At 67.0% G+C, this 20,054-nt stretch carries 21 protein-coding genes; 11 read left to right on the plus strand and 10 right to left on the minus strand.

Annotated elements, in window-relative coordinates:
• Window positions 1–7: 7 nt before the first annotated feature.
• Entirely contained in the window at window positions 8–1,465 is a 1,458-nt protein-coding gene (locus tag AC1DEY_RS16865) for an amino acid permease (protein WP_441409710.1), read from the minus strand.
• Window positions 1,466–1,734: 269 nt separating this feature from the next.
• On the minus strand, window positions 1,735–3,384 hold the full coding sequence (locus AC1DEY_RS16870; protein ID WP_476868968.1) for an ABC-F family ATP-binding cassette domain-containing protein: 1,650 nt from the start codon (window positions 3,382–3,384) through the stop codon (window positions 1,735–1,737).
• Between the two features lie 179 nt (window positions 3,385–3,563).
• Here AC1DEY_RS16870 and AC1DEY_RS16875 point away from each other — a divergent pair, with 179 nt between their 5' ends.
• The 5 genes from AC1DEY_RS16875 to AC1DEY_RS16895 all read left to right on the plus strand — a co-directional run bounded on the left by AC1DEY_RS16875 (window position 3,564) and on the right by AC1DEY_RS16895 (window position 7,932).
• Window positions 3,564–4,325: a lysostaphin resistance A-like protein gene (locus AC1DEY_RS16875; protein WP_476868969.1), complete on the plus strand. Its 762-nt coding sequence runs from the start codon at window positions 3,564–3,566 to the stop codon at window positions 4,323–4,325.
• 55 nt (window positions 4,326–4,380) lie between these two features.
• Window positions 4,381–4,821 (plus strand): VOC family protein, encoded by a 441-nt coding sequence (locus AC1DEY_RS16880; protein WP_441409707.1) that lies wholly within the window; start codon window positions 4,381–4,383, stop codon window positions 4,819–4,821.
• A 21-nt stretch (window positions 4,822–4,842) separates the two neighbouring features.
• A complete protein-coding gene (locus AC1DEY_RS16885) occupies window positions 4,843–5,808 on the plus strand; it encodes a 1,4-dihydroxy-2-naphthoyl-CoA synthase (protein WP_476868970.1) in 966 nt (321 codons plus the stop codon).
• An 8-nt stretch (window positions 5,809–5,816) separates the two neighbouring features.
• Window positions 5,817–6,977 (plus strand): AMP-binding protein, encoded by a 1,161-nt coding sequence (locus tag AC1DEY_RS16890; RefSeq protein WP_476868971.1) that lies wholly within the window; start codon window positions 5,817–5,819, stop codon window positions 6,975–6,977.
• 73 nt (window positions 6,978–7,050) lie between these two features.
• Window positions 7,051–7,932 carry a 1,4-dihydroxy-2-naphthoate polyprenyltransferase gene (locus AC1DEY_RS16895; RefSeq protein WP_441409704.1) on the plus strand — a complete coding sequence of 294 codons (882 nt, stop codon included), beginning with the start codon at window positions 7,051–7,053 and terminating at the stop codon, window positions 7,930–7,932.
• Here the strand turns inward: AC1DEY_RS16895 and AC1DEY_RS16900 are convergent.
• Window positions 7,929–8,252, minus strand: coding sequence for a DUF4229 domain-containing protein (locus tag AC1DEY_RS16900; RefSeq protein WP_476868972.1), 324 nt, complete (start codon window positions 8,250–8,252; stop codon window positions 7,929–7,931). The two genes, AC1DEY_RS16895 and AC1DEY_RS16900, sit on opposite strands and share 4 nt — an antisense overlap.
• A gap of 129 nt (window positions 8,253–8,381) precedes the next feature.
• Between AC1DEY_RS16900 and AC1DEY_RS16905 the strand changes: the two genes are divergently transcribed.
• Together AC1DEY_RS16905 and AC1DEY_RS16910 are read left to right on the plus strand one after the other, a co-directional pair.
• Complete coding sequence (locus tag AC1DEY_RS16905; RefSeq protein ID WP_441409702.1) at window positions 8,382–8,810, plus strand: PLD nuclease N-terminal domain-containing protein; 429 nt, start codon at window positions 8,382–8,384, stop codon at window positions 8,808–8,810.
• A gap of 418 nt (window positions 8,811–9,228) precedes the next feature.
• Entirely contained in the window at window positions 9,229–10,032 is an 804-nt protein-coding gene (locus AC1DEY_RS16910) for a hypothetical protein (protein ID WP_476868973.1), read from the plus strand.
• Window positions 10,033–10,137: 105 nt separating this feature from the next.
• On the opposite strand, the gene ccsB is transcribed toward AC1DEY_RS16910, so the two are convergent.
• From ccsB to AC1DEY_RS16935, 5 genes are read right to left on the minus strand one after another with little or no spacing between them, the layout of a single operon-like run.
• Complete coding sequence (gene ccsB, locus AC1DEY_RS16915) at window positions 10,138–11,256, minus strand: c-type cytochrome biogenesis protein CcsB (protein ID WP_476868974.1); 1,119 nt, start codon at window positions 11,254–11,256, stop codon at window positions 10,138–10,140.
• On the minus strand, window positions 11,256–13,061 hold the full coding sequence (resB, locus tag AC1DEY_RS16920; RefSeq protein ID WP_476868975.1) for a cytochrome c biogenesis protein ResB: 1,806 nt from the start codon (window positions 13,059–13,061) through the stop codon (window positions 11,256–11,258). Before resB ends, ccsB begins: the two co-directional genes overlap by 1 nt.
• Window positions 13,061–13,816, minus strand: coding sequence for a cytochrome c biogenesis CcdA family protein (locus tag AC1DEY_RS16925; protein ID WP_441409698.1), 756 nt, complete (start codon window positions 13,814–13,816; stop codon window positions 13,061–13,063). Before AC1DEY_RS16925 ends, resB begins: the two co-directional genes overlap by 1 nt.
• Before the next feature lie 13 nt (window positions 13,817–13,829).
• Window positions 13,830–14,450 (minus strand): TlpA family protein disulfide reductase, encoded by a 621-nt coding sequence (locus AC1DEY_RS16930; protein ID WP_476868976.1) that lies wholly within the window; start codon window positions 14,448–14,450, stop codon window positions 13,830–13,832.
• 2 nt (window positions 14,451–14,452) lie between these two features.
• Entirely contained in the window at window positions 14,453–15,118 is a 666-nt protein-coding gene (locus AC1DEY_RS16935; protein ID WP_476868977.1) for a histidine phosphatase family protein, read from the minus strand.
• A gap of 213 nt (window positions 15,119–15,331) precedes the next feature.
• Here AC1DEY_RS16935 and AC1DEY_RS16940 point away from each other — a divergent pair, with 213 nt between their 5' ends.
• The 3 genes from AC1DEY_RS16940 (at window position 15,332) to AC1DEY_RS16950 (ending at window position 17,913) form a co-directional block, all read left to right on the plus strand.
• A complete protein-coding gene (locus AC1DEY_RS16940) occupies window positions 15,332–15,880 on the plus strand; it encodes a YceI family protein (RefSeq protein WP_476868978.1) in 549 nt (182 codons plus the stop codon).
• A gap of 238 nt (window positions 15,881–16,118) precedes the next feature.
• The gene (locus AC1DEY_RS16945) at window positions 16,119–16,835 is read left to right on the plus strand and encodes a hypothetical protein (RefSeq protein WP_476868979.1); all 717 of its coding nucleotides are present in this window, start codon (window positions 16,119–16,121) and stop codon (window positions 16,833–16,835) included.
• A gap of 238 nt (window positions 16,836–17,073) precedes the next feature.
• On the plus strand, window positions 17,074–17,913 hold the full coding sequence (locus AC1DEY_RS16950) for a hypothetical protein (RefSeq protein WP_476868980.1): 840 nt from the start codon (window positions 17,074–17,076) through the stop codon (window positions 17,911–17,913).
• Between the two features lie 51 nt (window positions 17,914–17,964).
• Here AC1DEY_RS16950 and AC1DEY_RS16955 read toward each other — a convergent pair whose 3' ends face one another.
• Together AC1DEY_RS16955 and AC1DEY_RS16960 are read right to left on the minus strand one after the other, a co-directional pair.
• Window positions 17,965–18,660 (minus strand): redox-sensing transcriptional repressor Rex, encoded by a 696-nt coding sequence (locus AC1DEY_RS16955; RefSeq protein WP_476868981.1) that lies wholly within the window; start codon window positions 18,658–18,660, stop codon window positions 17,965–17,967.
• A 74-nt stretch (window positions 18,661–18,734) separates the two neighbouring features.
• Window positions 18,735–19,007, minus strand: a complete 273-nt coding sequence (locus AC1DEY_RS16960; RefSeq protein ID WP_476868982.1) for a glutaredoxin family protein — start codon at window positions 19,005–19,007, stop codon at window positions 18,735–18,737.
• A gap of 130 nt (window positions 19,008–19,137) precedes the next feature.
• Here AC1DEY_RS16960 and AC1DEY_RS16965 point away from each other — a divergent pair, with 130 nt between their 5' ends.
• Entirely contained in the window at window positions 19,138–19,956 is an 819-nt protein-coding gene (locus tag AC1DEY_RS16965; RefSeq protein WP_476868983.1) for an HAD family hydrolase, read from the plus strand.
• Window positions 19,957–20,054 lie beyond the last annotated feature (98 nt).

Below are 20,054 nucleotides of genomic sequence, written 5' to 3' on the forward strand. Positions count from 1 at the left end.
GGAGCAGTTAGCTGTAGAGCTCGTTCTTGGGCGCGTTGTTCTTGACCTTCTGCCAGCCCAGCCACAGCACCAGGGCGAAGAACGGAACSGTGGCCAGGGTCCAGAGACCCAGGTGGAAGACCTCGCCKGTCTTGCTGGTCATGGTGTCGAAGCCGATCAGCACGGTGATGGCCAGCAGCGCGAGAAGTCCGGCCCAGCTGGTCCAGGGCGAGCCCGGCATGGGCAGGCTGGACACGCGGCCCTTCTGGTGGCGSAGGGCGATCTGGCTGGCGAAGATGGCTCCCCAGGTGAAGATCACGCCGATCGAGGCGGTGTTCAGTGCGAGGTCGAAGGCGTGCGAGCCGCCCAGCCAGATGTTCAGGAGGATGCCCACCAGGTAGAAGGCCGCGATGGCCAGGATGGCCGCGTACGGCACGTGGCGCTTGGACATCCGGGTGAGCCACTGCGGGGCATGCCCGTTGTTGGCCATGGTGCGGAAGACACGGCCGATCGAGTACAGGCCCGAGTTGCAGGAGGACAGCGCGGCGGTGATGACGATCATGTTCATGACGTCGCCCACCCAGCCGAGGCCCATCTGGCCAAACACGGTGACGAACGGGGACACACCGGCCTTGTACTGGTCCGAGGGCAGCAGCATGGCCAGCAGCAGCACGGAACCGACGTAGAACACCACAATGCGCAGCACGACGGCGCGGATCGCCTTGGGCACTTCGCGCTTGGCGTTTTGCATCTCGCCGGCGGTGATGCCGACGAGTTCGATGCCGTTGTAGGCGAAGATCACGGCGTTGAGCACGAGGACCATCACGAGGGCGCCCTTGGGGAACATCCCGCCGTCGTCGGCAAAGAGGTTGGCCACCGAGGCATGGCCGTCGCCCACCTTGGCGTTGGTGACCACCATGAAGGTGCCAACGGCCAGGAAGATCAGGATGGAGCCGACCTTGAGGCAGGATGCCCAGAATTCAAACTCGCCGAACGCCTTGACGCTGAGCAGGTTGACGGCCACCAGCATGGCGAGCGCGGCAATCGCGGACGCCTCCACGGGCACGTTGGGGAAGAAGAACTGGAAGTACAGGCCGATCGCGATGAGCTCGGCGATCCCGGTCATGCCCCAGTTGATGAAGTACATCCAGCCGGAGATGTAGGCGCCCTTCTTGCCGAACATTTCGCCGGCGTAGCTGACGAAGGAGCCCGAGGTCTGGCGGTACATGATCAGTTCACCGAGCGCGCGCATCAGCAGGTAGGCGATGACGCCGGCGATGGCGTAGGAGAAGATCAGCGCCGGTCCCGTGGAGGCCAGGCGTCCGCCGGCACCCATGAACAGGCCAACGCCGATTGCGCCGCCCATCGAGATCATGGTCACGTGGCGGCCGCTCAGGGTCTTCTTGTAGCCCTCGGCGCTGAGGGTCGAGTCGACGGCGGATTCCGCTGGCGCGCTCTGGAGTTCTGTGGGGGTAATTGATGGCACAACGGTTCCTTGTAGGTCGGATTATGGCCGGGACGGGACCGGGATTCGGTGACGCAGCAGTCGGTTTTTTGCCCCGGTGGGGCATCAACATGTACCGAACCTCACGAGAGTCAAACCTTCGCGCGGCTCATCCATCGTACTAGAATTCCCGGCTTGACCGTGACGAGGGCAACAACAGGCGGATACTATTCCCAATTAATGACGCATGATTTTCGAAATCGCCGAATAATGTTCTATTTGGGTACCAAAAATACCGGTGCATCCGGCTGTCAGGCCAGTGCGCCGTCCCTCATCGCGAACCGGAGCCAGTTCCCGGCGCCGTCCCCAGGCCCGTTTGCGCTGTCCCTGGCGCACGTGCTGAACCAGTCCCCCAGCGCGCGGTCGTGGCTGACCATCACCAGTGTCCCCGCGAAGCCGGACAGGGCCGCTTCCAGCTGTTCCACCAGGACGGGCGCCAGGTGGTTGGTGGGCTCATCCACCAGCATCGTTCCGAACCCGCCCAGCAGGAGCCGGGCCAGGGCCAGCCTGCGCTGTTGACCTGCCGAGAGGCCTCCCACCGGGACATGGAATTCGCTGGCCCGGAAGAGTCCCAGGCGCAGCAAGGCCTCCACGTGCTCATCGATGTTGCCGCCCAGTCCCGCGGCAAAGGCGGGCAGCAGGCGCAGCCCCGGGCGCGGCGGGAGTTCCAGTTCCTGCTGCAGGTAGCCGATCCGGCCGTGCCGCACCACGGTGCCCGTGGCCGGTTCCAGCGTGCCCGCGAGGACGGAGAGCAGCGTGGACTTGCCCGCCCCGTTGGGACCGGTGATGAGGATCTTCTGGGCAGCCTCCACCCGGAAGTCCGACGTTTCCAGGCGGCCAGGCACGGCCACCCCCTTCGCTTCAAGGGCGGGGCCCCCGCCAAGGTCCGCCCGCAGGTCCGCCGCCAGCTTCAAGGGCACCGGCGGGCGGTCGATGGGGTTTGCCTCCAGCCTGCGGAGGCGCTCCTGGGCATTGCGGACCTTGCTGGTGGCCGCCTTTTGCCACGTGCCGGCCTTGAAGTCGAACCCCATCTTGTCGCCGTCGCGCTGGCGGGCGTAGCCCATCCTCCCCGCGATGGTGTCCGCCTGAAGCCGTTCGGCGGCCATCGCGTCCAGCCACCCGTGGTACTGCTGCGCCCAGCGCTGGCGTTCGGCTGCTTTTTCCCGCAGATATCCTTCATAGCCGTTGCCGTAGCGGTTGACCGTCCGGCGTTCGGCATCGACCTCAATGACGGTGGAGGCAACTTTGCGCAACAGGACGCGGTCATGGGAGACCACCACCACGGTGCCGCGGTGGGCCGCCAGCCGTCCCTCCAGCCAGGCCGTGCCGCTGGCGTCCAGGTGGTTGGTGGGCTCGTCCAGGAGGAGGATGTCCGCGGGATCGGCCAGAACGCAGGCCAGTGCCACGCGTTCCTGTTCCCCGCCGGAGAGCGAGCCCAGTGTCCGCATCCGGTCCAGGCCGCCCAGGCCAAGCCGGTCCAGCGCCGCCTCCACCCGGGATTCCGCGGCGTAGCCCTCCCTGAGCTGGTACTGCGTCTGCAGGTTTCCGTAGCGCTCCAGGTCCTCCGCATCCGCGCCGGCCAGCCCGTCCTCCAGCCGGTCCAGCTCGGCCTCCAGTGCGCGGAGCGATTCCAGTGCGGCGTCGATCGCGTCGCTGACGGTGAACTGCTCAGGCATGCCATGGGTCTGGGCAAGGTAGCCCACGCGGCCCTGGCTGACGGCGGTCCCCTCGTCCGCGGCCTCGATCCCGGCCAGAATCCTGAGCAGCGTGGATTTGCCCGCGCCGTTTTCGCCGACGATCGCCACATGCTCACCGGCAGTGACAACGAGGTCGACGCCGGCAAAGAGCTGGCGATCCCCATAACCGTGGGATACGCCCGTAAGGCGGAGATGTTCGCTCAAGGGGTCCTCGCAAGTCGGTGCCAGCCTGCCCGGCGGCGGCTTGAGTCCCCAGTATGGCACCGCCGCCCGGCACTGGGGGCACCGGGGCGCCTGCCGCCGTCGGACTTGCCTGCTGCCGTCGGACGGGCTCACGCGGCAGGCACCACCGCGCAGCCTCGCCTCGGCGCTAGGCTGGGGACATGGGCACAGCTCTCCGCACACCACCCGCGCCGCAGCCGGAGCTTTACCGGTTCTCCCGGCTCGATTTCATCACCGCCGGACTCTATGTTGCGGTGGCCGCCTTCTTCGCCGTGGCAGGCGGGCTGTTGGTGCCGCTGCTGCTGCAGATTTCGCCCAATCCCGCGGTGGCCTCCTACGCGGTGAACCTGGTCTTCTACGCGACCATCGGCGTCCTTGCCCTGACCGCCGCGCACCGCGTTGCCGGCCGCGACCTCCGTGTCCTTGCCACACGGCCCTGGTTCACGGTGCTCATGGTGCCGCTGGCCGTGGTGGCGATGCTCATCCTCACCGCGATCTTCGTAGCCGTCAGCGGGCCGGTGCAGACCTCCGCCAACCAGGCCGGGCTCCAGGCGCTCATGCAGCAGGTACCGGTCTGGCTCATGGTGCCCCTGCTGGTGATCGTGGGACCCTTCGTCGAGGAATACATCTTCCGCCACCTGCTGATCGGCAAACTGAGCCGCCGGGTCAACCTCTGGCTCTGCTGTGCCCTGTCGGTGGTCCTGTTCGCGGCCCTGCACATCGTTGGGCAGGAACAAATGACCCTGCAGGTGCTGATGCCGTACCTCGCCATGGGCGCCGTCCTGGTGTTCGTGTACGTCTGGACCGGGAAGAACCTGATGTTCTCCTACTTCGTCCACGCTTCGAAGAACCTCCTGGCGGTCGTCTTCATTTACGCGATTCCACCGGAGGTCCTGGACCAGTTGCAGCAGGTCCAGGGCTAACCAACCCAACGTGGTGCCACTTCCGGCGCGGGCGCCGACGTCGTAGGTTCTTTCCATGACACTGAACATCCAGATCGCCGTTGACTGCCGAAACCCGCACGAGCTCGCCGACTGGTGGGCCGAAACACTGGAGTGGGCCGTGGAGCCGCAGGATGAGGTTTTCATCCGCTCCATGATCGAGCAGGGCTTCGCTACCGAGGCGGAAACCATGACCCACCAGGGCAGGCTCGTGTGGCGCGCCGGCGCCGCCATCCGGCCGCCCGAAGAAATCGACGCCAAAGCCCCTGCCCGCCGGATCCTGTTCCAGACTGCCCCGGAGGAGAAGACCGTCAAGAACCGCATCCATTGGGACGTCAGGCTCGCCGGCGCGGACAAGGACGCCGCGCGGGCTGCGCTCGAAGCGCGCGGCGCCACCTACCTCTGGTCGGCCAACCAGGGACCGCATTCCTGGCACACCATGGCAGACCCGGAAGGCAACGAGTTCTGCATCAGCTGACGCCATTACTAGACTCGGACTGTGAGCAACGAAATCCCCGCCAAGGTATCCGACGTCTTTGACCCCACCCGGTGGCGCACCGTGTCCGGTTTCGACGACTTCCAGGACATGACCTACCACCGGCAGGTGGAGCGTGGGGCGGACGGCTCCGTGGTCCGGGACCTGCCCACCGTGCGCATCGCCTTCAACCGTCCCGAGGTCCGCAATGCCTTCAGGCCCGGCACCGTGGACGAGCTCTACCGCGCCATGGACCACGCCCGGATGACCCCGGACGTGGCCACCGTCCTGCTCACCGGCAACGGCCCCTCCGCCAAGGACGGCGGCCACTCGTTCTGCTCCGGCGGGGACCAGCGGATCCGCGGCCGTGACGGCTACCGGTACGTAGTACAAGACACAGATGGGGAAACGACAGAAACCATCGACCCCGCCCGGGCCGGCCGGCTGCACATCCTGGAAGTCCAGCGGCTCATGCGCACCATGCCCAAGGTGGTGATCGCCGTCGTCAATGGCTGGGCGGCCGGCGGCGGACACTCCCTCCACGTGGTCTCGGACCTCACCATCGCCTCCCGCGAGCACGGAAAATTCAAGCAGACAGACGCCACCGTGGGCAGTTTCGACGCCGGTTACGGCTCGGCCCTGCTGGCGCGGCAGATCGGCCAGAAGGCCGCCCGGGAAATCTTCTTCCTGGCCCGCGAATATTCCGCCGAGGACATGGTCCGGATGGGCGCCGTGAACGAGGCCGTGGACCACGAACGCCTCGAGGAGGTCGCGTTGAAGTACGCCGCGGACATCGCCCGGCAGTCCCCGCAGGCCATCCGCATGCTCAAGTTCGCCTTCAACCTGGCTGATGACGGCCTGGCCGGCCAGCAGGTCTTCGCGGGCGAGGCGACCCGGCTGGCGTACATGACCGACGAGGCCGTGGAGGGCAAGGAAGCCTTCCTCGAGAAGCGCGACCCCGACTGGTCCGCGTTCCCGTACTACTTCTAAGGCGCGCTGTGAACTCCGGACCCACGAACATCGAGCCCGTCCTCAAGGCGCTGGCTGCTGCCCTCCACGGCGAGGGACCCGCCGTCGAACTCTCCGCCGGGCACGACGGCTCCCCGGAGCTGGGATTCCCTGACACGGCCGGAATCGAGGACGCGGCCGTGGTGGTCCGTACCTCCGGGTCCACCGGCGTACCAAAGGCGACCGTCCTCACCGTCGAGGCCCTGGCGGCCTCGTCAATGGCAACCGCCTTTGCGCTCAAGGGCGAAGGCCAGTGGCTGCTGGCCCTCCCCGTGCAGTACGTGGCGGGCGTGCAGGTGCTGGTCCGCTCGCTCTTCGCGGGGACCAGGCCGTGGGTGATGGACCTCTCCGGCGGCTTCACGCCGGAGGCCTTCACCGCCGCGGCCCTGGAACTCACGGACAAGATCAGGTTCACCTCGCTCGTCCCCACCCAGCTGCAGCGGCTCCTGGACGCGCCCTCGGCCGACACCCTGGCCGTGCTGCGGCGCTTCAACGCCATCCTGCTCGGCGGCGGCCCTGCCTCTGCGGAGCTGCTCGCGGCAGCCCGGGACGCCGGCGTGCGGGTGGTGACCACGTACGGCTCGTCCGAGACCTGCGGCGGCTGCGTGTACGACGGCTTCCCGCTCGAGGACGTCTTGGTCCGGGTGGAGGACGACGGCCGCATCCTGCTTGGCGGGGCAACCATCGCCGCCGGGTATCTTCAGGCCCCCGAGCTCTCGGCCGCGACGTTCATCGAAGAAGACGGCGTCCGCTGGTACCGGACCAACGACCTCGGCGAGCTCGACGCCGACGGCCGGCTCACCGTACTCGGCCGGGCCGACGACGTCGTCATCACCGGCGGCGTCAAGGTTTCCGCCGCGCATGTCCAGGCCGAGCTGGAAAAGCTCGACGGCGTGCGGGCGGCTTTTGTCGCCGGCGTGCCCTCCGCCGAATGGGGCCACGCCCTGGCCGCGTACGTTGCCGTGGCCGACACTTCCCCGGAAGCCCTGGCAGCGTTTACGGACCGCCGGGACGAGACCTGGGGGCACATGCTGGGCGCTTTGGCCCCGAAAACGGTCCTTCCCGCCGCGGACCTGCTCATGCTCCCCAACGGCAAACCGGACCGCCTGGGCATGACGGTCCTCCTGGATGCGCTCCATCAGGGAAAATAGACAAGCAGCTTCCGGCTTCCTGCCGACCATGCACCAACCAACGAGTATTCAACGAACCAACGAGGTACTGACCGTGGCCACAGCCGCACAATGGATCCAAGGCGCCCGACTGCGCACCCTGCCCGCCGCGATCGCGCCGGTGCTGATCGGCAGCGCAGCCGCCTACGAGATGGATTCGTTCATCCTGCTGAACGCCGTGCTGGCCGCCCTGGTCGCCCTGCTCCTGCAGATCGGCGTCAACTACGCCAACGACTACTCGGACGGCATCCGCGGCACGGATGAGGACCGGGTGGGTCCCCTCCGGTTGGTGGGCTCGGGCGCGGCCCGCCCGGAGCACGTCAAATGGGCGGCGTTCGCGGCGTTCGGCCTGGCGATGCTGTGCGGCCTGGTCCTGGTGATCATCACGCAGGCCTGGTGGCTCATCCTGGTCGGCGTCGGCTGCGTGCTGGCCGCCTGGGGCTACACCGGCGGCAAGAACCCCTACGGCTACCTGGGCCTGGGCGATGTCTTCGTGTTTGTGTTCTTCGGGCTCGTCGCGACGCTTGGCACCACCTACACGCAGGCCGGGCAGATCAGCCTCGCCGCCATCATCGGCGCGATCGGCACGGGGCTGATCGCGTGCGCGCTGCTCATGGCCAACAACGTCCGCGACATCCCCACCGACAGGAAGGCGGGGAAGAAAACCCTGGCCGTCCGGCTCGGGGACAAGCATGCGCGTGAAAGCTACGTGCTGATGCTGGCCGTGGCGATCCTGCTGGTGATCGTCCTGGCGCCCGCACGGCCGTGGATGCTGATCGTGCTGCTGCTGATCCCCGCCAGCCTCATGCCGTCCTGGCTCATGATCGCCGGGCGGCGCCGCAAGAGCCTGATCCCCGTCCTGAAGCAGACCGGGTTGATCAACTTGGGCTTCGCCGCGCTGTTTTCAGTCGGACTAGTCCTCAGCCACGGGTTCTAGGACCCGGGCTGCCCGGAATCCTTGGGGCGCTGGTCCGCGCGGACCGCAATGTCGGGGTTCGCGTCCACGAGGCGGTCTTCGGCCTCGGCGTCGGCCACCTCGCCGGCGCTGCGCAGTGGCTTGGCTTTGCCGGAGAACCGGTGGTGCAGCGTCGCGGTGGCCGCGTCACGCTGCCTCTGGAAGAACAGGAAGCTGACGGCGAAGGACATCATCCCGGCGCACAGGGCCGCCAGGAGCACTCCCAGCTGCAAGTAGAGGAAAAGCGCAAACAAGGGCGCAAACAGCGCCAGCCGAATCAGGGTGTATTTGAGGAAAGCCACCCCACAAGTTTAGCCGCCGGGACGGCGGCCGCGCTTCGGCCCTCATCCTCCCGCGCCGGGAACGCCGGCGGCCCGCACCCGCACACAGTGACCGACGCCGTCGGGCCGCCCGACGGCTAGACTGAAGGTATGCTCCGTGTAGTGGTTCCGATCGTCATACTGGTCGTGTTTGTCTATGGACTGGTCGACCTCATCCGGACTGACGCGCGGCTGACCAGAGGCATTTCCAAGACCGCCTGGATCTTCGTGCAGATCCTTCTCCCTGTGGTCGGCGCAACCCTGTGGTTCCTCCTTGGACGCCCCCGCGCTACGGACACCGCCCCGGTGGCCTACAGCCATCCAGTAGCGCCCGACGACGACCCGGAATTCCTGCGCAACCTTGAAATCCGCCGCCGCAACCAGACCGAGGCCGCCAGGCTCAAGAAGCTCAAGGACGAACTCGACGCCAAGGAGCGCAAGCCCGACGCCGGCAACGCCGAAGCCGCAGGCACAGCAGGCACCGGCGACGCCCACGAACCCGGCGACGCCGGGACGCAAGGTACCGACGAGGTTAAATAGCGCGGGGTTCAGTGGCGCGGGGTTCAGTGGCGCGGGGCTAAATAGTCCCTGTTTCCGCCACGGGGACCGCTCACTTGGCAATCCTGTTTGCGGCCAGTAGCCACAGATGGCCGGAATCCCAGCCTCGAAGCGGCCTTCTGCGGCGAACGGCCACCACTCATCCGCTCGCGCTCGTGCTGCCCACGGGGCTTACTCTTCCCCCCACCGTGCCCGCTCTGTGGATAACCTCCGAGCCCCCTCGGCACGGGCGCAGAATCCTCTTATGCGCCAGCCCAGTAAGCTTCCCCCGCAGCTTGGAAACCAGCCCTTCACCGTGGCCGAGGGGCGCGCTGCAGGCCTGAGCCGGCGACGGACCCGGGCCACGGATCTGGTCAGCCCGTGTTATGGAGTGCGCGCCCCGGCCGCCAACCCCGAAAGTTTGCTGGAACGCGTTCATGCCCTGACTGCGGTGACGGGGGCAGTCGTGAGCCACCTGTCTGCGGCCGTGCTGTGGGGCTTCCCCCTTTCTCAGGCCTTTGAGAACGCTGCTGTCGTCCACCTGACAAGTCGGCCGGGCCAGCGGGCCGTGCGCCATAAGAATGTGGTGGGCCATCAGCAGTCACTTGAACCGGACGAGATCGCGCGCGGGAGCAGGGTGAGCTGCACCTCGCCGCTGCGGACGTGGTTCGATCTCACAGGCATGCTGAGCCTCGATGAACTGGTGATTGCCGGGGACTTCCTGCTGCGGCGGCGGAATCCCTTGACCACGATCCAAAAGCTGGACGCATTCCTCGAAAGGAAACAGGGCAGGGCGGGCTACCGGCGCGCTATGCGTGCCCGCGCCCTGATCCGGACCGGCACGGACTCCCCCAAAGAAACCGAACTCCGGCTACTTTTGGTTCGGCATGGCCTGCCCGAACCCGGAATAAACGTCCCCATGTTCGACGAGACCGGCCGTTGGATCCAGGACCCTGACCTCTCCTACGAGCAAGAAAAGATCGCGATTCAGTACGACGGCGGGCATCATGCCAGTCCGGCTCAGCGCCGCAGCGACATATTCCGGGATGAGAACGCCAGGGATGCCGGGTGGCGCGTCGTCGTATTGACCCAGTGGCATTTGACCCCGGTCTCCCGTGGGGTGGAGCCGCCTGCGGTTACCCGCGTGCGTGCGGCGCTGACCGAACGGGGCTGGACTCCCGGCTCGGGTGCGAGGCCAGGCCGACGTAAAAGTGCTCGCCCCTAACCGCCCCGTCCCACACTCATCTGTCCCACACTCATCTGACACGAATGGGCGCCAAGCGGGTTAGCTTGGCGGCCATCTGCGTCAAATCGTGCACTGGGCTGGTGGTTACAGCCCCGAGTAGGAGTGCAGGCCGTTGAAGAACTGGTTCACGATGGTGAAGTTGAAGACCACGCACAGGTAGCCGACGATCGACAGCCAGGCAGCCCGGGTTCCGGTCCAGCCGCGGGTGGCGCGGGCGTGCAGGTATCCGGCGTAGACCACCCAGATCACGAACGTCCAGACTTCCTTCGTGTCCCAGCCCCAGAACCGGCCCCAGGCCTTCTCCGCCCAGATGGCGCCGAACATGAGGGTGAACGTCCAGCCGACGAACGCGATGGCGTTGATGCGGTAGGAGAGGTTCTCCAGGCTGAGGGCGTTCGGTACGAGGCGCATGAACCCGAGCTTGTCGGTACCGCCGGCGGCGATGGTCTTCTGCCGGTGCGACTGCACGAGCTGCAGCGCGGACATGGCGAATGTCAGCGTGAAGAGCGCCGAGGACATCACGGCGATGGAAACGTGGATGATCAGCCAGTAGCTCTGCAGCGCCGGCACGAGGTGGCCCACGGGCGTCCAGAAGGAGATCGAAGCCGCAACCAGCATGATGATGGCCAGGCCGATCACGAAGGTGCCCAGGAAGCGCAGGTCGCGGCGGATCAGCACCAGCAGGAAGACAGCCACGGCCACGAACGCGCCGGTGGTGAGGAATTCGTACATGTTGCCCCACGGCACCCGGCCCGCACCCAGCGCGCGGGTGATCACGCCGGCCGCATGAATGGCGGCGCCGAGGACGGTCAGTGCGACGGCCACCCGCGCGGGGGCACGCCGCTCGCCGCCGTAGCGCATGCTGCCGTCGGCGGTCTGGCCCGCACCCGCCGACGCCCCGCGGCCGGAGACGGCCGACGTCGGACGCTCCGCACGGCCGGCAGGTCCGCTGATGTGTGCATCGGAGCGGTCAGTGGCGCCTCCGGCGGCTCCTGCTCCGACGCCGACGGGGATCCGGGCCGCATCGGTCCCGGCCGCCTGCCCGGAGAGCTCCGCGGCCTTGAGCTCGACCGCGCGCAGCATTTTGCTACTCTTGGCCAGGTCCCAGGCGAAGGCGATGAACGCCACCGTGTACGTGCCGGCCGCCAGCAGCATGAAGAGCTCGCTGTACTGGCCCATGGTTTCGTTGATCGGGAACGACATTACTGATCCTTCTTCGACTCGGACGAGCCGGCTGTTGACTGGATGAAGTCTTCTGCGGGTTGTTCAGTGACGGCGTGCGTGCCGCCGGCTGCCGTGCTGCCTGTTGCCGTGCTGCTTCTTGCCGTGCCGGCGTTGTCCGCCCGGTCATTATCCGCCGTCGCGCTGGGAGCTGGCTGGGAGCCGGGCGCGGTGTCCTCGCCCAGCTGCCATTCGCCGGACAGGAGTTTGCGGATGGCGGCGGCTTCGCCGGCGAGCCGGTGGTCTTCGCCGCGGGCCAGGAGACCGTACTCCACCATGGTGCGGCCGTCCTCGTGGGTGCCCGTGCGGACCCAGACGCGGCGGCGGTTCACATAGAGCGAGGTCACCAGCCCGGCGACGGCCAGGAGCGCGAAGATCAGGGCGTACAGCTGGCCGGGGTTGTGGTGGATGTCCACGCCGATGTAGCGCTTCACGCCGTCGAAGCTGATGGAGCCCTTCCCGTTCGGCAGCGTGTAGCTGCCTCCGGGCGCCAGGACGATGCCCTTGGTGTCCAGGTTGCGGGCGTTGAGCGGCGTCAGTTTCTTGACGTCGAGTTCGAAGACGTTCTGCGGGGAGCCGGCGTCCAGGCCGAGGTCGCCGAAGTAGGAGTTCAGGGTCAGCTGCGGGTTGATCAGCTCCGGATCGCCGCTGAAGGACACGCCCTGGTCGGTGACGAACGCAGTCGGCAGGAAGAACCCGGCGAAGGCGAGCTGTTCCGGCTTGGCGTCCGGGACCTTGATGACCACGGAGGAGTAGTAGTTCTCGCCCTGCAGCTTGGCGACCACGGGACCCTGCATGGCGATATTGCCGGCGCCGTCGCGGATGGTGACCACAGGGGCGTAACCGTTGCCCGTGAGGTACACGCTGGTGCCGCCGAGGCTGAGCGGGTCGTTGACCTTGAGCACTTCCTTCTTGGCGGGCGCGTCCGGGTTTTCCTTCGTGGTCACGGCCGCCTTGAAGTCGATGGGCTGGCCGAATTTGCCCTTCGATTCACGGTCAAAGGTGATGTCGAACTTGTCCAGCTGGACCGAATACGGCTGGAGCTGGCTGCTCTGGAAGTTGGTGCCCGGGGTGAACTGGTCGTAGCCSACSAGSGTGTTGACGAACGTGTCGCCCTCCACCAGGATCCGCTGCCCGCTGTAGCCGAAKARGCCTCCGGCGGCCACCGAGACCAGCACACCGATCAGGGCTGTGTGGAAGACGAGGTTGCCCACTTCCTTCAGGAAGCCGCGTTCGGCGCCCAGGGAGGGGCGGTCGCCGTCGCGGTCCCGGACGTCCACGCGGTAGCCGCGTTTCTTCAGCAGCTCCGCGGCGTCGGAAATCGCTTCCGACGCCGGGATCCCGGCGTCGGCCGGCAGCACCAGGGTGCCGTATTCGGGGAGCCGGGACAGCCTTGCCGGGGTGCGCGGCGGCTGGGAGCGCATCGCCTTGAAGTGCGCGATGGCGCGCGGGATCACGCAGCCGATCAGCGAGATGAACAGCAGGATGTAAATCGCGGAAAACCAGGCCGAGGAGTAGACGTCGTAGAGCTGCAGCGAGTCCAGGATCTTCCCGTAGTCCGGGTGGTCCTTGATGTACTGCGTGACGATGGCCGGGTTGGCCGGGCGCTGCGGGAACAGCGATCCGGGCACGGCCGCGACGGCCAGCAGCAGGAGCAGGAACAGGGCCGTGCGCATGCTGGTCAGCTGCGTCCACGCCCACCGGAGCATGCCCAGCGGACCCAACGAGGGCAGGACTGCCTCGGACTTCGGGGACTTCTTCTTCTTTACGTTCACGCGCTCGCTCATCAGATTGGCAATTTCACATCGGTTTGGAACCAGTACTGCAACCCGGAGACCCAGGTGCCCCACACGCCGGTGGCCATCAGGATCCCGAGGAGGACCAGGATGCCGCCGCCGGTGCGCTGGATGGCGAGCCGGTGCTTTCGGAAGAAGGACATCACGCCGATGCCGCGGCGCACGGCCAGGGCGATCAGCAGGAACGGGATTCCCAGCCCAAGGCTGTACACGAACGCCAGGAACGCCCCCTTGGCCGCGGACGAGCCGCCGGAGAGGCTGAGCAGCTGGACGGCGGAATATGTGGGACCGATGCACGGCGCCCAGCCCAGGCCGAAGGTGACGCCCAGTAGGGGCGCGCCCCACAGCCCGGCCGGCGGTTTGGCATGGATCTTGGCATCGCGCTGGAGCCAGCCGAAGCCGCCCATGAACACCACGCCCATGACGATCACCAGGACGCCTAGCAGCTGGGTGATCCACCTGTTCTGCGTTCCGGTGATGAGGCTGCCCAGCTGCCCGAAGGCCCCGCCGAGCAGCACGAAGATCACGGAGAAGCCGAGGACGAACAGCCCGATGCCGGCCAGCATGCGCCCGCGCCGTTGCTTCTGCAGGTCGACGCCGGTCAGTCCCGTGACGTAGCCCAGGTATCCGGGCACCAGGGGAAGGACGCAGGGCGAGAGGAAGGAGACGAGTCCGGCCAGCAATGCGACGGGAATGGCGAGCAGGAGCGATCCGTTGAGGATGGCTTCGGCGAAGGGGCTGTTCACTGTCCGGACCGCGCTACTCGGCCACGGCGGAGGCGATGAGGGATTTCAGGGTGCCCGGCTGGATTTCGCCCAGGACCCGGGAAGCGACGCGGCCCTGCTTGTCCAGCACGAGGGTGGTGGGCACCGCGCCGGGCGGCACGAGTCCGGAGACGGCCAGCAGCACGGCGCCGTCCTTGTCGTTGAAGCTCGGGTAGGTCAGGTTGAAGGTCTTGTCGAACGCGTCGGCAGTGGCTTTCTCGTCGCGCAGGTTGACGCCGAAGAACTGCACGCCCTTGCTCTTGAACTCCTGGTTCAGCGCCTCCAGGGAGGGCGCCTCGACCCGGCAGGGGGCGCAGGCGGCGAACCAGAAGTTCAGCACGGTGACCTTGCCGGGGAAGTCCGCCGAGGTGACGGCCGTGCCGTCGAACAGCGTCCCCTTGAGCGCCACCGGACTCTTGCGGTCCGCGACGGCGAATTCGGTCACGGAACCGTCGCCGGCCACGTAGTTCTTGTTGTCCCCGGCCTTGGCCTGCTTGGCGAGGGCGTCGTCCTGGGCGCAGCCGGACAGCCCAAACGCGGCGGCCAGGGCGGCGCCGCCGGCGGTCAGGACATGGCGGCGGGACAGTGGAGTCCCTTCGTGGCGGTTCCTGGCCATGGTCAGGCTCCCGGGGTGCTGGCGGCACCGGGCAGCAGGGCGGCAGCRGGYTCGCTGTAGTCGACSCGCASGAGSYCGCCGGCGTCGTCGAACACCAGGGAGGTCAGGGACGTCAACGTGCACTCGCGTTTGCGCGGGTCGTGCCACAACGGCCTGCCCTCGGCGCTGAGCCGCGTGGCCCAAATGGGCAGCTGGTGGCTGACAAGGATGGCCTCGGCCCCGTCGCCGCCCAGCTCGATGGCCCGGAGGCGTGCATCCTGGACTGCCGCGATCACGCGCGCGGCCTGCACCTTGTACGGCTCGCCCCAGGATGGCCGCAGCGGGTTGTACAGCTTGGCCCAGTGCTTCGGGCGGAGCAGTTCGGCCTTGGAGACGTGCATGCCCTCAAAGTAGTTGGCGGCCTCAATGATGCGGGACTCGGTGGCGATCTCGAGGCCCAGGGCATCGGCGATCGGCTGTGCCGTCTCTTGCGCGCGGGTCAGCGGCGACGCGGCGAGGTGGACAATCCGGGCCCCTTGTGCGGAACGCACGCTGAAGTGTTCCGCCAGCGTGCGGGCCATCTCCCGGCCGAGTTCGGAGAGGTGGAATTCCGGCAGCCTGCCGTACAGGACACCATCGGGATTGTGGACCTCGCCGTGGCGGAGCAAATGAACAGTGGCTTGGGGCATGTCTACCAGTTTCTCAAAGATGACGGTCGATCTGAAATCTTCTACGAGAAGTAGAACTGAGGAGTTTGGAAAAATGTTCCCCGGAGTTGGAATAAAAGATGCAAATGCATGTTTATACTGGGTGAAGCAGTTAGTTGAGAGTTCAACCAATGATGCTTCGACTAACGATCAGACGGACCAACCGCAGTAGAACCCGACTCAAGGAGAATCATCATGGCACTTCCCGCAAACGTCACCACCGGCACCTGGACCCTCGATCCGTCACACAGCGAGATCGGTTTCACCGTCCGCCACGCCGGCATCAGCAAGGTCCGCGGCCAGTTCACCGACGCCGCAGCCACCCTGGATCTCGCCGAGAACGTCACCGACTCCAAGGTCAGCGCCTCGATCAAGACCGCCAGCTTCGACTCCGGCGACGCCAACCGCGATGGTCACGTCCGCGGCGAAGACTTCTTCGACGTCGAGACGTTCCCGGAGATCTCCTTTGTCTCCAACACCATCGTCCCCAAGGGCGACGCGTACGAGCTCCAGGGCGACCTCACCATCAAGGGCATCACCCGCCCCGTGGCCCTCGAGACCGAATTCAACGGAGTGGCCGTCGATCCCTTCGGCAACACCCGCGCCGGCCTCAGCGCCGAAACCACCATCAGCCGCAAGGACTTCGGCCTGACCTGGAACGCCGTCCTCGAAGCCGGCGGCGTGCTGGTCAGCGACAAGGTTGCCATCAACCTGGAACTGGCCTTCATCGCTCCCGCAGCCTAGTCAGCAGCCCAGTAAGGACCGCTTTGGCCCGGTAAGCGCCTTCCGCGGCACCTCACTCCAGCGCCCTGTTTCCTCCCCGCGAGGAAGCAGGGCGCTGCCGTTTCCGGCGCCGCAGCTTCCGGAGTTTCTGCCAGTGATGGGGCCGCGGAGGATCCCTTGATAACGGCACCGCGACAGGCCCGGGAGTCCCCGGATAGCTTCCTAGATATCAAGGAATCGGCGGTCTACAGTGAGAGCCATGAGCAACCCGAGTGATGTACCGCCGCAGCAGCCGGGCGCGCAACCTCCCGCGTCGGGCAACGTCCCGCCAGCCGGCCCAGGGCAACCGCCGGTCAACCAGCCGCCCACGCCGGGGTATCAGGCGCCACCGCCCGGATACCAGGCACCACCGCCCGGATACCAGGCACCACCGCCCGGATACCAGGCACCACCGCCGGGGTACCAGGGCCAGCCCGCGCCTACGGGCGGATTCCGCTTCGAGATACCGGCCGACCGGCCCAGGAACTTCAGCGAGGCCCTGCCTGTAGGAGGCCTCTCCGGCATGTTCAAGGTCGCCGCGATGCCCACTGAACTGAAGGTCTCGTACTGGATCTGGCTTATCGGCGGACTCCTGGGCCTTCTGGGTGGAATCATCGGATTGTTCGGGTCTTTTGTCCTGATCGCCTTCGCGCCGCCAATCGGGCTCCTGGTGCTGCTTCTTGTCATCGTTGCCCTTGCACTGGCAACTGCCCAGATCGTCCTGGCCATGAAGATGAAGGAAGGCAGGGAGTGGGCCCGCTTTGCCCTCACCATTCTTGTCGGCGTCTCCCTGGTGCTCACGATCATCAGTGCCGGCGTCGCCGACGGGCGGGGCGGCGGAAGCCTGCCGGGCTTCCTCATCAGCCTGGTGGCCACCGTGCTCATGTGGCTGCCGAACGCACAGGCCTGGTTTGTCGCAAACCGGGGCCGAATCTAGGCCCGCCGCTCCAGGGGAATCCCGGCCAATCCTGGCGGCGCCGGCCCTTCCCTGGGGCCGTCAGGCCAGGTTCGTGCCGTGGCCGTGATGGAGTTCGAATGAGGGTTGAGAATACCTCTCCGGAATGATCCACACGGCGGCCCGCCCGCGGTACGGTTGAGCTAAACCATGCTGGGGGCAGGGCACGAGCGCTGGTCCCGGTGGCCGATTCAGTGATCGACACGCAAAGGACCGCTTCATGAGCAACCCTCCAGTCCAGCCACCGCCCCCGAACGGCTCCGAGCCGGGCGGGGAGTCCACTCCCCAGTTTGGCCAGAACGCGCCGCAGGCCCCCCAGTACGGCCAGAACGCGCCGCAGGCACCGCAGTACGGGCAGCAGACGCCGCCGCCGGCCTACGGCCAGAACGCACCGCAGGCACCGCAGTACGGTCAGAACGCACCGCAGGCACCGCAGTACGGTCAGAACGCCCCGCAGTACGGGCAGCAGACGCCGCCGCCGGCCTCCGGCCAGAACGCCCCGCAGTATGGTCAGAACGCACCGCAGTACGGGCAGCAGCCCCCGGCCTACGGCCAGTCCCCCTATGCCCAGTACCCGTCCGAACAGCCGCAGGCTCCGGGCGTAGTTCCCCAGCTGGTCAACACGTCGTTCTGGCTGATCATCGCAGCCGGAGCCGTGTGGGTCATCTCCATGCTGGTGTCCCTCGGAACCCTGGACACCCCTGCCGTCCGGGACCTGTTCGAGCAGCAGATGGCATCGAGCGGCACGAGCGTCGATTTCGAGTCCATCAGGGGCATCCTGGTCGGCACCATCGTGGTGTTCGCCGTCATCAGCGCCGGACTCTACGCCCTCGTCGCATTCAATGTCCGCAAGGGCAAGAACTGGGCCCGAATCCTGGGCACCGTGTTCGCCGCTTTGTCAGTCTTCAACATCGTCCCGCTCAGCCTTGCCACCCTGGCGGCGCTGGTCGGGATCGCGGCGATCGTCCTGCTGTACCTGCCCGCATCGTCGCCCTATTTCCAGAAGCGGCAGTCCTTCGCCAACCCCTACGGGCAGCCCGGGGCCCCCTTCGGGAAGTAGCCGCAAAAGCGAACCGTGCAGCGGGCGCGGGAACCGGAAGGCCAAGCCGAACTAGTCGGCGCCCTCCGGATCCTGCGCCCTTTGTGCGTGATAGGCCAGAATCTGCAGTTCGGTGGCCATGTCCACCTTGCGGAGGTTGACCCCCGGCGGGACCTGCAGCATCACCGGCGCGAAGCTGAGGATGCTCCGCACGCCTGCGGCAATCACCCGGTCGCAGACGTCCTGGGCCACCGCTGCGGGCAGTGCCAGGACCACCATATTGGCGCCGGTCCGTTGCAGTACCGGCTCAAGGTCGGCGGCGTCGCTGACCCGCAACCAGCCGACTTCGCTTCCCACCACCATCTGGTCGGCGTCGAATATCGCCACGATGTCAAAGCCCCGCGACTCGAATCCGCCGTACCGTGCCAAGGCTTTGCCCAGGTTGCCGGCACCGACGATCGCGACTTTCCAGTCATGGGTCAGCCCGAGGGCGGCAGCGATGTTGCGGTTAAGGTACTGGACCTCGTAACCGACACCCCGGGTTCCATAGGAGCCGACGTAGGAGAGGTCCTTGCGCAGCGTCGAGGAACTGACCCCGGAGGCCTCGGCCAGCGACTCGGAGGAGACGCGGTCCACCCCGTCGGCCAGCAGTGTGGTCAGGGCGCGCAGATAGATGGTCAACCGGGCCACGGCCGCGGGTGGTATCTGTTTGGCGGCAGTTCCGGCTCCCCCGGGCACAGCCTCGGAAAATGAATCCAGCGAAGTCACTATCTGCTCCATTGCGTCGCGTTGTGCTTCCCACTCTAGAGCCCCCGCGCATCGCGCAACAAAGCAGGCGGGCGTCAGGACGGCTGGCTGAGGACCCGCTGCAGCGTCCGCGTCAGGCGGGCCTCGTCAATCTTCCAGAAATCCCGTTGGACACCGTTAACCAGCACCACCGGAATCTCCTCGGCAAAGCGTTCGCGCAGTCCGGCGTCGTCGTCCACCGACTGCTCCGACCAGCCGATTCCGAGCGCGGCCGTGACGCGGCCGACGGCGGCGCGCGCCTCCGCGCACAGGTGACAGTCAGCTTTGGTGATCAGCACTACATCGGGGACAGACGCGGATTTGGCCATGCATCCACCGTAGCCCGGTGGCCGCTTCCGCGTCGACGCGCGGCGCAGCGCACCGGGAGGCGGGCCTTCCTGCCGCCGCGTCGCGCGCCCCGCGGGCGGCCCGGGGCCCGTCATTGACTAGACTCGTGGCATGCCCGAGGAGAAATACGTCACTGTGGCCAGCGAGCCTGCTGCATCGACGCAGCACGGCGAAGCCGCATTTTTCGACGTCGACAACACCCTCATGAAGGGCGCAAGCCTTTTCCACGTCGCCCGCAAGCTTTACCAGCGCGGCGCATTCACGCTGCCGCAGGCCGCCGGTTTCGCCTGGAAACAGTTCATGTTCGTGCTGCGCGGCGAAAACATGGATGACGTCCATGCCGTCCGCGATTCCGCCCTGACGCTCGCCGCCGGCATCACTGCCAGCGACATAGAGGCCCTGGGCGAAGAGGTCTACGACGAAATGATTGAGTCGAGGATATGGCCGGGGGCCAAGGCCCTGGCCGAGCAGCATCTCCGAGTCGGGCGCAAAGTATGGCTCGTCACGGCCACGCCGATCGAGGTGGCCACCGTCATCGCGGCCCGGCTGGGCCTCACCGGGGCGCTGGGCACGGTGGGCGAGATCCTGGACGGCTCCTACACGGGGCGGCTGGTGGGAGAGATCCTCCACGGCCCGGCCAAGGCGGTGGCGGTCCAGAAAATCGCCGAGGACCAGGGCCTGGACCTCGGCCGCTGCTGGGCCTACAGCGACTCCTACAACGACATCCCGCTGCTGAGCATGGTGGGGCACCCCGTGGCCATCAATCCGGACTCCAAGCTGCGCCGCTACGCCCGCGAGCACAACTGGCCTGTCTACGACTTCCGCTCCGGCCGGCGCGCCGCCACTCTCGGGTTCAAGGCCGCGACGGTTGGCGGGGTCATCTACGGCCTGTGGCGGGGGTTCTCCCGCTTCCGCGGCCCCAGCCGCTAGGCCCGGCGTCTTTTCCGCTGCGGTTCCGGACACGCGCGGCGCGGATCCTGGCCGCCGTCGTCCGATCCCGCAGCCCAAGTCCGTTCCCGCCGCCGCAT

Source organism: Arthrobacter sp. 05T47 (assembly GCF_056395825.1).